The sequence below is a fragment of the Nostoc sp. genome, from assembly GCF_036917615.1.
Taxonomy (GTDB): domain Bacteria; phylum Cyanobacteriota; class Cyanobacteriia; order Cyanobacteriales; family Nostocaceae; genus Nostoc.
In genome coordinates, this window is record NZ_JBALCZ010000092.1 from 155,338 (window position 1) to 169,502 (window position 14,165).

The 14,165-nt window shown below is 40.1% G+C and carries 11 protein-coding genes and 1 pseudogene; all 12 read right to left on the bottom strand.

All coding sequences use genetic code 11. The features are described 5' to 3' along the window. Positions 1-61 precede the first annotated feature (61 nt). The gene (locus tag V7K85_RS34920) at positions 62-1,240 is read right to left on the bottom strand and encodes a tetratricopeptide repeat protein (RefSeq protein WP_334821052.1); all 1,179 of its coding nucleotides are present in this window, start codon (positions 1,238-1,240) and stop codon (positions 62-64) included. A 48-nt stretch (positions 1,241-1,288) separates the two neighbouring features. Beyond that, complete coding sequence (locus V7K85_RS34925) at positions 1,289-2,095, bottom strand: O-linked N-acetylglucosamine transferase family protein (protein WP_334821054.1); 807 nt, start codon at positions 2,093-2,095, stop codon at positions 1,289-1,291. Positions 2,096-2,131: 36 nt separating this feature from the next. Beyond that, positions 2,132-2,263 (bottom strand): annotated as a pseudogene (locus V7K85_RS36765) (tetratricopeptide repeat protein); the annotation flags it as partial. Continuing rightward, positions 2,248-2,646 (bottom strand): tetratricopeptide repeat protein, encoded by a 399-nt coding sequence (locus tag V7K85_RS34930; RefSeq protein ID WP_334821056.1) that lies wholly within the window; start codon positions 2,644-2,646, stop codon positions 2,248-2,250. The pseudogene V7K85_RS36765 and the gene V7K85_RS34930, both read right to left, overlap by 16 nt. A gap of 126 nt (positions 2,647-2,772) precedes the next feature. Next, on the bottom strand, positions 2,773-4,119 hold the full coding sequence (locus V7K85_RS34935; RefSeq protein ID WP_334821058.1) for a calcium-binding protein: 1,347 nt from the start codon (positions 4,117-4,119) through the stop codon (positions 2,773-2,775). 12 nt (positions 4,120-4,131) lie between these two features. Beyond that, positions 4,132-4,278: a hypothetical protein gene (locus tag V7K85_RS34940; protein WP_334821060.1), complete on the bottom strand. Its 147-nt coding sequence runs from the start codon at positions 4,276-4,278 to the stop codon at positions 4,132-4,134. A 46-nt stretch (positions 4,279-4,324) separates the two neighbouring features. Then, positions 4,325-5,218, bottom strand: a complete 894-nt coding sequence (locus V7K85_RS34945) for a calcium-binding protein (protein ID WP_334821062.1) — start codon at positions 5,216-5,218, stop codon at positions 4,325-4,327. Positions 5,219-5,642: 424 nt separating this feature from the next. After that, entirely contained in the window at positions 5,643-6,146 is a 504-nt protein-coding gene (locus V7K85_RS34950; protein ID WP_334821064.1) for a hypothetical protein, read from the bottom strand. Between the two features lie 718 nt (positions 6,147-6,864). Then, the gene (locus tag V7K85_RS34955) at positions 6,865-7,158 is read right to left on the bottom strand and encodes a hypothetical protein (RefSeq protein ID WP_334821066.1); all 294 of its coding nucleotides are present in this window, start codon (positions 7,156-7,158) and stop codon (positions 6,865-6,867) included. 433 nt (positions 7,159-7,591) lie between these two features. Then, positions 7,592-8,380, bottom strand: coding sequence for a peptidylprolyl isomerase (locus tag V7K85_RS34960; protein WP_334821068.1), 789 nt, complete (start codon positions 8,378-8,380; stop codon positions 7,592-7,594). Positions 8,381-8,499: 119 nt separating this feature from the next. Further along, positions 8,500-10,047: an HlyD family efflux transporter periplasmic adaptor subunit gene (locus V7K85_RS34965; RefSeq protein ID WP_334821069.1), complete on the bottom strand. Its 1,548-nt coding sequence runs from the start codon at positions 10,045-10,047 to the stop codon at positions 8,500-8,502. Positions 10,048-10,141: 94 nt separating this feature from the next. Continuing rightward, complete coding sequence (locus V7K85_RS34970) at positions 10,142-13,198, bottom strand: peptidase domain-containing ABC transporter (RefSeq protein ID WP_334821071.1); 3,057 nt, start codon at positions 13,196-13,198, stop codon at positions 10,142-10,144. Positions 13,199-14,165: the final 967 nt, after the last annotated feature.

Below are 14,165 nucleotides of genomic sequence, written 5' to 3' on the forward strand. Positions count from 1 at the left end.
AGTCCTTACTAAAAACTTTTTTTCTTTTTTGAGCGCAAGCGATGTCTACGACGGGCTACGTCTACGCTTCTTCTTTTCCTTGTTGTTGCAGTATCACCCCCAAGTTATAATGAGCTTCTACCAAATCGGGCTGTAGTGCGATCGCAACTCGATAGTAAGCAACAGCAGTTTGCCAATCGCCTGCTTGTTTACGGGCAATGCCCAGCTGATAATTCAATTGTGCATAATAAGCTTGTTTCTCTGTTGAGAGCTTCCCTTGAGTAAAAAGTGCATTCCCTAAATTCACCTCCGCTTCTGTGCAGTTGGGCTGGAATTCCAGAGCTTTTCGATAGGATGCGATCGCTTCATCAAGCTTACCTTGTAGTTCCAAGGTGTAACCTAAATTATTACAAATTGTCACACTGTCTGGTCGCAGAGCAATAGCTTTTTTGTAAGCTGACTCAGCTTCTGATAACTGTCCTTGGGCTTGACGGAAATTGCCTAAACTAAACCAGATTTTGGCAGAATCAGGCTGATATTGTGAAGCAGCACTCAGCAACTGTTCAGCACTTTGGGTTTGCCCCAGTCGTTGCATTAATATACCAAGTCTGTATAACGCTTCAGCGTGATCGGGTTGTTTTTCCAGAATTTGACGATATAGCTGTTCGGCTTCGGTTAGCTGATTAACTCGTTCATATTGAGCTGCAAGCTGGAGGATTTCAGCTACTTCAGGTGCAGTAAATCTCCGAGGTTTGTTGAGCGCCTTTAACAAAAAGTCCTCTAATGCTCTGACTGGTTTTAAATCACCGTATAACTTATATTTATTTTCAGAAACTTGTTGGGAAATGTGCTGACGATATTGAGCATCTTGCCCCAAACGGACTGCAATTTTCACGTACTCATCTTTTGTCGCCGCAATCGTTTCTTCTATGCCCATCATTTTGAGGATAGCCAAAGTATGCCGTCCTCGCATCAAGTCTCGTGGCAAAGTCACAACTGGTATATTATGGGCGATCGCTTCCAAGGTAGAATTACATCCAGACCAACCGATGCTATCTAGGAAAACATCTGCGATCGCTGTCATACCTGCAAACGCGTTGATATCCATACGCGGCAAAAATATGCAGTAGTCTTGATAGTTCAGCCCGTATTCCTGAAAAGCACGGCTTAAACGCTGCTGAAAGACTTCCAACACATATTCGCCTTTATCATATTTAATAAATACAAACTTGCAACTACCTAAATCTTTGGCAATTCGCACAAATACATCATCATGCTGCGGTAAATATTTATATAATGCTTGACAGCATCAAAACATGATTTCATCATTTTCAATGCCAATTTTCTGTTTGTTGAGCGCTTGCGGTTGAATTGCTAAAGGGGTGTAATAAATTGATAAATTAGGTAATTTAACTAACTTTTCTGTATAGTGTTCTTGAGCATTTTCTGGTTCCATAAAATCACTGCTCAAGTAATAGTCAATCGTTGGTAGCCCACTAGTATCCGGGTGTCCCCAAGATGTCATTTGAATCGAAGCTAGTCTCAAACAACCCAAATTAACTGTCATTGGGTCCATCCCAAATTCAGGGAAAATCAGGACATGTAACTTGTCTTGTTGAATGATCTCGACCCATTGTTTCAGCAATAGTGGTCCTTGGGTAAATTTGTCAAATATTTTCGCTGCTTTGACAGTTTCTTGATCGCGTTTTGCTTCAGTATAATACCCAAATAATTCAAACTCACTTCTATCCAGGTTTTCTACCCAACCTTGAATAGGTATTTTCCAATTAGAGTGCCTATAAAAAAATCTAGAAACAAAACCAACACGTATCTTTTCGTGTGCTTTTAACTCTGGTAGATTAATACTTTGGCTCCATTCAGGATAACAACTTGCCATGATTCTAGCTATCATTATCCCATAAGTTTGCTGCAATTCTCGGTCATTCAAACCTTGATAAGCTAAATAAAAAGGTTGTAATGAACCTATACCTCCCACCGCGTTTTTTAAGTCTTTTGGTTGAGCTATTTTATAAGTTTCAGCCAAATCTTCAAGGTACTTTTGATAAGTATCTCTTTTAGAATTTATATCTGCAAAACTTGAATATATAATAAGCAATTGTCCAATAGAAATTCCAAATTTAGCTGAAGCACAGTCAGGATTAAGCCTTAAAGTTTGCTGGTATGACTCTACAGCTGCCTCTAAATCGCCTTGTTCATAGAGTGTATTTCCTAAATTGTTGTGAGCCTCAAAATAGTTAGGGTTTAAGCTTATAGCTGATAATATTTGACAGCAGTATCTAAGTTACCCTGTAGCTTGAATGCATGTCCCAGTTTATGATGAGCGTGAACATCGTCAGGTTTAATTTTTAATATTTGCTGATAGCACTCTACTGCTGCATGGAACTTACCTTGTTGGAGAAAAATATTTCCTAAATTATAATGAGCCTCAGCGTAGTCAGGCTTCAGATTTAAAGCTTGTTGGTATGCTTCTAAAGCTGCTTTTAACTTGCCCTGACGCTCAAATATTTTTCCTAAGTTACTAATTACTAAGGCTTGATCTTCCTTTTTAATATAGTCTAGTTCATCTACACATTCGGATTGAATTTGTAATATTTGTTGATATAGTAACTCAGCTTCATTCCATTCACCTGATTGGTGTTTTTGCACCGCTATCTCAAAGAGAGATTTTATTTGTAATTTTGAGATATTTTGGTGTACATTGTTAGATCATACAATCATGCAAATTTTTGTTAACTTAGTATAATTCCAGAGTTCAAATATTAGAAAACTAATCTAAGAAAATATTATCGATTCCGAGTTAAACTGCTTAGAAGTCACACCTGATAATAGTAATGTTCCTTGATTTTCTCCAGTATTCAAATTGAAAAGGAGACCCTGTTTAGTATCGGTTATATTTCCTTGAGAAAACATCTTATTTAACCAAGTTTTAGCATTAATATGATCTCCACCGTTGAATTCAATCTTATCGATACCAACTTGAAAATCTTGAATGACATCAAACTCACCTTTCAACAAGCTATCACCACCGTTGAAAAGCTTATCGATACCAAGTGGTAAATCTTGAATGAAATTTAACGCACCTTTGAACAAGCTATTGACATCAAACTCATCTTTCACCAAGCCATCGCCACCGTTGAAAACAAATGTGTCATGGCCGTCGCCACCAACCAAAAGATTATTCCCCTCACCACCAATTAGAACGTCATCACCCCAACCGCCATAAATTTTATCATTGCCTTGTCCTCCATTTAGAGTATCATTACCTTGACCGCCCTCGAGGATATCATCGCCTTTCTTTCCATCCACCTTGTCATTGCCTAAGCTGGCATAAATTTTGTCTCCATTGTTAGTTCCTTTAAGATTATCTTTCCCAATCGTGCCATAAATAACATTCTGACCTAAATTGTTGATTAAATTATCTCCTAAAAAAGTAATATTAGTGACATTCATTTCTACTATTGTTATGTTGGTGTTCTCCTGAAATGTCTTGTGGTAACTACCAATCGGCTTTGCTATGAGTAAGTCCTTGCCATTATTGCCGTCAATATCAATAGTTTGCTGGCGACTTTTAATAAGAACCTTACGACTTCTGCCATATTTCAAATCAGCAATTTTCTCAGAGGAAATTAACTTACCTTGGATACCAAAATAATCTAATACCTTAGGTTTCTTATAATTTGTGGTGTCTAGTACCAAGAAACCAATTTTTCCCTTAGCCTGGTTATATTCAGTAGCGGAATTTTCAATTTCTTTAGCTTTTAGTGCTAAGTCTGCGGCAAAATTGAAAGAGAAGGTTCGATTAGCACCAACTTTAAAACTAGCAATCACTTGCATTTTACTCTTGGCACTTCCTGCGAAAGAACCATCTAATCCAATGCCAGTAATGTTACTAAAGAGCAAAGAAAAAGTCGGGTCATTCTTAAAAACAGTTTTGGCTTGAACTATAGCAGCAGCAACGCCACCGTCAACCAACGTCTTTACCTGAGTGGTACTTAAAGTTCCTGAAGGCTTTTGACTATAGTTGGAGAAAGAAGCAGCTCCTTGAGCGTTAGCAAAGTTAGGGTTGCGATTAGGAGTTGGATGTACAATTGGCTGTAAAAATAGTGTCTGTGACCGCATGATATTTTCTGTTTATCTTGTTATGTACTGTGTCTGAAAAGATATATGAGTGTATGCAACACTATCTTGTTGAATTGGGCGTAGCGATCGCATAATCTCATAATTTGAACAGTAATGTCGATTGTCCAAGGCGATCGCATCTAAATTACTCTTGACCACAATCAAGGTATTGTTAATTTCATCCTCTATTTATGACGAGGTATACCTAGCCAATAAGGTTAACATTTGCCACAATCGCAATCAGGTCGGGACCGCTAGGAAGTTTGGCGAAAATCAACGTATCAAGCTTACTGAAAATAGATCCAGTTCCATATGCATAAGTCACAGCTGGGCTAAGTTGCAACTGATCAATACCCTTCTCAAAGCCATAAATAATCGCATAGTCCTTGGAGCCAGCAGCTGTATAATAAGAGCCATTTGCATCTCCAAGCACAAATACGTCTTTGGCGCCATCAGGAGAAAAATTTGTGATAGTGCCGGTCTTGTCAACCGCACCGCCACCAACTAACACATCTCTCTCAAATCTTCCTCCTGTACCACCGCCATATCCATTAAGCGTGTCACTCCCAGCACCCCCAACCAGAAAGTCCTCAAAGAATCCCTGAGGAGCATTGGGAGATCCGTTAGTACCTCCACTCAGATTATCATTACCATCACCCCCAAATAGTACGTCACTACCATCACTTCCATTCAGGGTGTCATTGCCAGCCTGCCCAAAAAGCAAGTCATCCCCAAGACTTCCAAAGAGAACATCATTGCCGAGGCCTCCATAAAGTGTGTCATTGCCGAGACCTCCACTGAGGGTGTCATCACCACTACCCCCATCTAAGAAGTCATTACCAAGATTTCCATTAAGGTTATCATTACCGCTACCCCCATTGAGGGTAACGTTATCGAGGTTGCCAAACAATTTGTCATTGCCAGCTCCCCCATTGAGTATGGAATTGCCACTGAAACCTGCAAAAATGTTGTCGTTACCGCCTCCCCCGGTCAAGGTATCACTACCACTAATACCAAAAATAGTGTAATCATTAGTATTAGTGTCTCCTCCTGGGACACTTAATACCTCGTTGCCGTTAGTTCCTTGTAAGATTGGCATATTTTTTATCTCCTAAAATTGTAAATTTGACTATCATCTACGCTTAAATATTTATATTCTTAATTGAAGTTACCAATATGTAGTGGGAATCATTGATAAATAATTACCGAACTATCTAACCTCTTTAGCATCCCTATCGAACCATCTGCTTTTAGGTAGGGCTTGCTTTGCTTTTAAAAAAACTTTTCAATAGATTAATTGACTATATTTCACACAAATATGCAACGCCGAATTTTCTCTAATGTCATGCAGCGATCGCTCTTGAATATTACCATCTGTGTAAGCGTTAGTAGGCAACAGGGCTATTTCACTCTAAAATGTCACGTTTTATGTTTACGAGTTAATTCTCACAAAATGGGTATTTTTTAGGGATAGGTTCGTTGCTAAATTATTGTTTTTCCCAAAAGTATTCGTAAAAACTGCCCTAAAAATAGAATGAATTAGCCCCGCTCAGGAAACTATTTTTCAATTGAACTAAGGTGTTGTTAACTTCTCCATCATCTATTAAATCGAAGCCTGCAAATCCCAAGTCATTTGACAGGTTTTTATTTGCTCCGATGCCAATGGTATCACCTTCAGATAGATTGGAATTATTGGAATTACTGATTACATCAGAAAGCAAAGAATCAGAAGTTTCTGCGTTAAGTCCAAATAAATCGTCATCAGCATCTCTGGTAAGTGTATCATTGCCTAAGTCGCCGACGAGAGTATGGTTACCTTTACCTCCCAATAGCAAATCGTTCCCGTCAGATTCAATGGAGGAATCCGTGACTGCCACAGTAGTTTTATTTGATCTTCCTCCAGCTAAAAAAAATTCTTGACTCTTGTTAATGGTCAAACCTGTAGGGGAATTAGACGTTACGTTGATGCTACCGCCAGAACCACTTTTGTTGACGTAGGACAAACTTGTGACATAAATACTGCTCATAACATTTCCTCCTTATCCTGCTAGATCGGCAATACTCACTTTACAGATCCTGTGATATTGAAGTTCAGCTATGGCACTTGTGATTATAGCGATCGCTCGTACCTTAGTCGCTCATGAGGGAAACCCCCAAGATCGCGCTGCTTCACCGCTACGCCTCTATGGATGCAATACACTCTGACCTCACTTCCATTCCTCTGTCCTAAAAAAACAGAGGCTTTGAGGCTTACTCCCCAACGCTACAAGAGTTAGGTCTGTATTCCATGCAATTGAGAACCCGCATAGAGACTGAACTTTGGAGGCGCTAGCATTACTCGACTTGGCATAAGCATTGAATGCTACCGCACTAGTGCTACTGAATTTTTTCAAGTTTTAGAGGTGGCTATGGCAATATTAATGCCGCCGACATCTTTGCCATTTACAAAGGATTTGGCGGTGACAACAGGCTTGCTACATTAACGAACAGATATCGGCTGCCATAAAGACGTAAGTCTTGCAACTGTCTGATTAACTGTGTTAACATTGACTGAAATTTAGGAAATTGCTGAAAACTATAACTCAAAATAGTTTCCAGCAAATTCTGAACATCCAACAGTAGGTTGAGTAGAGTACAAGATAACCCAACAAAACAATTGCTCTGGAGTGTTGGTTTTCATACTTTCTCTAACCTGCTTTTGTTTTTAGGCTTAAGCTTAACTAATCCAGTTGGATCAAGTATTAGCTATTTGGTAGCAGAAATAGCGTTAACGAAAGTTTCAGAACGACCCTTTTCGGTTTGTGTACCACCAATGACGCTTGAGAAGGTATTGTTACCACTAGCATCAGCGCTAAATACTGCTTCAGCAACGTTTCCGTTTAAACCACCCAAGTAAGTGTGAACTACCTTGGTATAGCTTTCATCAACATTAGCGAAAACTGTCTTGTTTGAAGTGTAGTAGTTCCTTATGTCAGTACCACGACCACCGAAAATTTCTTCAGAGGTATTTTCCAAGTAGTTTAGATCAGAAATAATCATTTAAGTTTCTCCTGAAAGTTGTAAGTTGCTTTTGGACTTTTTGACGTAGCCAACTGGTTGTTGTCTACATAATTACTATACTTTATTCACCGAAAAAGTCAATAGGTTTTTGAAAAATATTTCAATCTAAAAAACTAATATTTTTATACAATTTCGCATTTTATAGTAATATTTAAAAATAATAAAACTGCATAACAATTTTAGACAGCAATCATAATTATTCTTGCCCAGCAACATTTATAGCAATTTAATTTAATTATTTAATCGCCCGAAATTAGCACTTTGTGGATGTATTCACAAAATACTAAAAATAAAAAGGATATTAAATTTTTAAGCAGACAATACTAGCATCCATAACATTTTTGAAGACTAAAGATATCTCCCATAAATAAGGGGAGATTGTTAGCTACAAAAATATTTGGAATTTAATAACCTATTTAGTCTTGGTGAATAACATATCTAACAATTCCTCCTGCGAACCGTCTAAGTCTATCTGGGTAACTATTTTCATAGCGTTGATTTGTTGCTTTAACCAATCAGAAAATAATTCTGTAATGATTTTTTGGCGCAACTGTTCATTTAATTGGGGTTGAATGACTTCTTCCACCCAAATTAAATGCACCCCCTTGGAAGTCGTAATCGGTTTGAGAGCTTCTGGTGGTGCAGCAGCAAATACAGCTGCTGCAATCTCTGGACGAAAATTTTTGCGGTATCGGAGTCCTTGATATCCATAAGCATGGCGGAGTTCTGGTTCTGAGATATATAAACGAGCAATTTCTGGAAAATTGATTTCGCCTTCTTCTAGGGCATAAAAAAGTTCTAAAGCCAAGTCTCGATCCTCGAAGACGACTTCGTAGGTAACGGCGGCGACATAATCTAGTTGGCGTTCATAAAAGTACTTTTCGAGTTGAGCAGAAAATAGATGATTCGCTAACTTCCGCGAAAGGATGTTGTTGTAGGCTAATTCTTCAAACTCATTCACAGACAGGTGATGTTTTTCTAGCCATGTCCAGGTGTCTTTAGCTTTGACAAGCTTCTTGGCGAACCGTAAGTCATCTCCTTCTTGCTGTAGTTCTTCTGGTGTGACTGTAATTCCTAGCTGTTGAGCTGCTTCGGCAATAATGCTTTGCGATGCTATTGCTTCTACTACCTCAGGTATTTGACAGGAAAGTTTGAGACTGTGAATAATATCTGAACTGGAAATGGTCAGATTGTGGGGCATAACATAATATCTTCAATAATTAAGGGGATTGCACATGGGGCATTGGGGAGCCACTGCGCCCTTGCGCTCTGCCGACTTAAAGCAAGTGGCGTCATGGGGCATTGGGCATTGATTATTCCTCAAATCTCTAAACCGCCTTTTTGCAGTTTCTTGAATGGATCTAAAACAAAGTCAATCACTCGCCGTTGGCGAATCAGGACTTCAGCATTTGCTGTCTGACCGGCACCTAATGGAATACGTTTGTTGCCATTTTGGATATACTGCTGTTCTAGGGTGATTTCTAGCTCATAGGTTTCGATTTTCCCTTGGGGTGTTTGGCTAACTTTCGAGTCAGGAGAGATCCAAGTAACTTTCCCTTGCACGATGCCATACTCTTGGAAGGGATAGGCATCAAACTTGACTTTCACTGGCATTCCTAACTTCAAGAAACCACTATCTTGATTAGGCATATTTGCTCTAAGTACGAAGTCTGCATTCTTGGGTGCGATTTGGGCAATCCTTTGACCGGGTTGTACTACCGCTCCTGGCTTAGTGGTGGGTAATTCAAAAATCACCCCATTAATCGGCGATCGCACCACTCGTTGCTGTATTTGAACTCTTATAGATGTAATCTGGCTTTTAGTCTGAGCCACTTCTGATTGCACTGCTGTTATTTGCGTCTGTAGGTCTTTTAGCTGTTCCTGATTTTTCATTACAGCCAGTTCTCCGGCTTGGATCACACTTTTATAGCTACTTTGTTCTTCTTGCAGTCGCAGTTTTGCTTGTTTGATATCCGACTCCAACGTCTTGATAATTACTTGATAACGATTTAGCTCTTCCGCTAAACGCAATTGTGCTTGTTTGATATCTGATATAGCTTTTTTATAGAGTCGTTTGCTTTCTTGTTCTTCTTTTTTGAGTTGATCAATTTGGGTTGCAGAAACTGCGCCATCGTTAACGAGTTTGTTAAAGCGGTCAACTTGTCTAGAATCTATACCCAGACGAGTTTTAGCCGATTGCTGATCATCGCGAGTGGTGTAAATCTGCTCCTCTGCTTGCTTAACTAATGCTTGTTTTTCTAACTTTTGAAGGTTATAGCTACTCAGTTTGGCATCCAGGTTTTGCTGCGCCTGGTTAACTTGAGCCATTTTTTCTAATTTTTGGGATTTATTTTGTTGCTCTAAGAGGTTAGTTGACATTAAGAGTTGATTTTTGAGCAGTTCCAGTTGGGATTGCCGATTTTGTAACCCTTGCAATTTGCTCTGAATTTCTTGCAGTTCCGTTTGCAAAATATCAGACTCCAGTTCTAGTAGAACCTGACCGGCTCTGACTGTATCTCCTTCTTTGACCGTAACTGCTTTGACACTCCCACCAACTTGAGCGTCTAATTTTTGAGTTGCGCCTTTAGGTTCTATACGCCCTCTGGCGCTGCCAGTCTCATCTATTTTCGAGAGAGTTGCCCAAGGCAAAAACAGACCAGCAAAGACGATGAGTACATACAATAAACCACGAGTCCAAATTCGAGGTAAGGCATTGAGCAATTTTTCAGTACCGTAGTACAAATCTTGACTGTTATTTTCTGCCTCTGTCTCCTCGTTAAACTCTACAGATTCCTCTTGCTGTATATAACTTTGGGGTTCATCTGGCTGATCTTTGGAAATTGGAGACGATCTATTGGGATTTGGCATGGTTTTATTTCTGATAAAGGTACGTATATATATGAGGGAGTCAGGGAGTAGGGGAAAAAACTATTAATTATTGAGCAATGTTCCATACTCAATCTCAACTGACTTGAGCCAGTTGTTGTTGATTCAGGTAGTAATAATGACCTTTTTTCGCGATTAATTCGTCGTGAGTACCGTTTTCTACCAAAACACCTTGATCTAAAACCAGGATCAAGTCAGCGTTGCGGACTGTAGAGAGGCGATGGGCAATGATTACACTTGTGCGCCCTTTGAGAATTGTTTTGAGGTTGTTTTGAATAATTCGTTCTGATTCCGAATCTAGGTGGCTGGTGGCTTCATCAAATAGTAATAACCGAGGATTTCCGAGCAAAGCACGAGCGATCGCTAGGCGTTGGCGCTGTCCACCAGAGAGCATACCGCCGCCTTCACCAATTTCAGATTCGTAACCCATCGGTAGTTTTTGAATAAAATCATCGGCTCCGGCATATTTTGCGGCTTGGATAATTTCTTCTGAAGAGGCATTTGGATGAGCGATCGCAATGTTTTCGCGAATAGTCCCACCAAACAGAAAAGTATCTTGGTCTACAACGCCGATTTGAGAACGGAGCGATCGCAAGGAAACACTAGTGATGTCGCGACCATCAATGAGTATTTTGCCATCTGTCGGTGGGTATAAACCTAAAATCAATTTACTAAGGGTTGTTTTTCCAGAACCGCTCCGCCCCACTACTGCTACCATCTGTTCCGGCTGGATTTCAAAGTTGAGATTTTGTAGTACGTTAGTCTCACTTTCTGAGTGATAGCGAAAGGTGACATTATCAAAGCGAATGTGACCGTGGAGTTTACCCAATGACTTCCGGGGTTTAGTTTCTAAGTCTTCTTCTGGTTCCGCCTCCAACACATCATTAATACGTTCGGTGGAAATCACGATTTCCTGCAATTGATTCCACAGCAGAGATAGCCGCTGGAAAGGACTTAAGACGTTACCCACCAACATATTGAAAGCAACTAATTGTCCAATAGTGAGTTCGCCATTAATTACCTGGGTCGCTCCATACCACAACAATGCAGTATTCACAAAGGTTTGGATAACGCCACTGATAATTTGCAGGTGATTACCAATTATCTGGGCATTAAAGCCTTTTTTGACCAAATCATTCAGCAGTTCCTCCCAACGCCAGCGCACGGTCTGTTCAATTGCTAATGAGCGGACGGTACGAATTCCGCTTAGGGATTCTATGAGATAGCTTTGTTCTTTGGCACCTGCATTAAAAATCTCTCTGGAGATGCGGCGCAAAATACTTGTGCTAGCCAACGCCAAGATAAAAAATGGCGGTACAGTAAACAGCACGAATAATGACATCCGCCAGCTATAGGAGAACATCAAGCCCAGATAAACTACCAATGTCAGCATATCCAGCAAGATGGAGAGTGTCTGACCAGTCAGGAATTGCTGAATTTTCTGGTTTTCTTGGATGCGCGAGACTATATCCCCAACGTAACGCGACTCGAAATAGGAAAGGGGTAAGCGGAAGGTATGTTTAATAAAACCTACGAGTAGGGAGATGCTAACGCGGTTAGCAGTATGAAATAGGAGATATTGCCGTAGAGCATTGACAGCGACACCAAACAACCCAAAAATAATCATCCCCAAACCAATGGCGTTTAAGGTTGTAACGCTGCGTTGCACAAGTACTCTATCAAGCAACAGCTGGGTGAATACTGGCGTTACCAGTCCAAATAATTGGATTAGTACCGAAGCTATAAAGATTTCTAATAGTGTCCGATAGTGAGGTTTGATTAACTCAAAAAACTTCCAGAAGCTTCTACTTTCGTCTTTAGTATTTTTTAATAGCGCTGTAGGTTGCACTAACAATGCATAACCACTCCAACCTGCTTGAAATTCAGCTTTTGTCAGGCTGCGTTGACCAAGAGCAGGGTCACACACAATCACCCGCTTTTTGGTGATTTCATAGACAACAATGAAGTGATTGCCTTCCCAATGGAGAATTGCAGGTAAAGGTTGTTCTGACAATTTATCAAGAGTGGCTTTCACCGGACGGGTGGCAAAACCCAGGTTTTCTGCTGTTGCTGCCATGGCCTTGAGAGATGCACCGTTACGGTTGACGTTGGTCATATCCCGGAGGCGATTGATACTAAAATGCTTGCCCCAATAGTTACCAATCATCACCAAGCAAGCAGAGCCGCAATCGGCAGCGCTTTGTTGGGCATAAAACGGATAGCTCTTGGTGAGGCGTTTCCACCAATGCCCCACTTGCACCTTCGGAGTGGGAAAGTAAAAACGTGACTTTTTTGGCTGTTGTTGTGACTGCTTCTCTCGTTGGGGAAAAGGAATGATTTTAGATTTTGGAGATTGGGAAGACCGATTTTTAGTCTCCAGTCTCAAATCCTCAGTCTCTAGTCCCCAGTTCCCTAATTCCGGCAAGTATTCTAATGCTGTTTGCCTATGGTCGTTTTTCAGGATGTAAGCAATTGTTGGTTGCGTTGCTTGCCAATCTCCTTGTTTTGGTTGGGCAAAGATTGTGCCTGGTGTCAAAGAATGACCTTCAGAATGCCGCAGTTGACCTCTGTACAATAGCCACAATTGCGAATCTTGGGATATTTGTGGACTTAAAGAGCCAGTTTCTAACTGGTGGCGCTCAAACAGAGATAAAGCTCTCAGCATTCCTGCAACTTGTGATGTATGGCACGGAAGTTGTGAGATTTGGCGACATAACAACAGCAAATCCCAAAGTTCTGCACGGGCGCATAGGCGATCGCGAATGTTAGGATACTTCTCTATCAATATTTTCAATGCGTCTTGCCTGAAATAGCCAAGTTTTAAGCTTGTCGAAGCTCTGACTACGTAAGGACTAAAGTTAGCTTCGGGAAACAGAGTCAATTCGCCGAAAACAGACCATGCACCAAAGCTAGTAATTAAATTCTCAGAGCTATCCAACAGTCGGACTTTACCTGTAAGGATAATGTAGATACCAGGATTCGTCTGTGCAGATTGCCAGAACTGCTTCGCCACTAGTGGCTCCACAATCTCCATTTCTGCCAATAAGTTTTGTAATTCTTTTTCTGAAAGCGTTGCACCCAAGATGTACAAGAGCCTTTCGCCTACATGTTGCCCAGAAAGCACTGGTGGCATTTTCTAACCTCCAAGACAGAATTTAGTTATCGATCTAAATTAAAAAAAGACAAAAAGTATTATTTGATACTGTTATCTTCTGCTATGAAACCCTAAGCTTTTTAGGAGAAAAGAGCTTTGTCAAACGCATATTTGTTTACATAAAAGGTATTTTTATTTGGTAAGCAGCGTTTACAGCTTTCCCAAGGCATCAAAACACAATATTTCAGACATTCCTAGTTTTTCAACAGCCTTGTCGTTACTAAAATGGTGTGACATAATTGTATGTAGTTCCACTAAGTCGGAAATTATAGGCAAGCGTAATCCATAACAGTTGTGTGATTAAAGCCTGAGAGCAAAAAGACCACAACAGCGGTACTTGATTAACCCTATAAGGTTGATTAAAGGTATTGCAATGTGCATTTAGCGCCCAAACTCAGTCTCCAGTGCGTAACCTCCAGCATTAAAAAGCTGGCTTCAGGCAGAGTACAGTCAAGAGACAACACAAAGTAGAAAGCACATTAAATTTTTTTGAGATTTAACTAGTCAATGAAAATCTCACTTAAACAATACCTTTGCCACTTTGCCAATTTAGGACTATTGGCATATAGCAAATCCAGATAAGACACACTTATTTTTACCAACAGGCAAAAACTGAGCCAATAAAATCCTCTATGGTTTTTATGTGAGGAATTTATACTGTCTTGTCCGTCTAGACTATGGTTTGACGTTTTGCCTAAAAGTATTACCCACTATTGTGTTGGGCAATTTCGGCAAAAGTCAGACTATTTCTATTTTTGGCGAAGGTATTGTTCAAGAATATTGCTTGAGTTTGCTTGGAAAATACTAAAGCCAATCTTTTTCCAGCTGTGTTTAGTGTTTTAAAGGTAACGCCCAAACAACTATGTAAGTTTTGCTACACCTCCCATAGCGTAATCAGTACGAGTGGTTAAAAGAGTTTTGTGAGAAACATATTTACATAATTAGC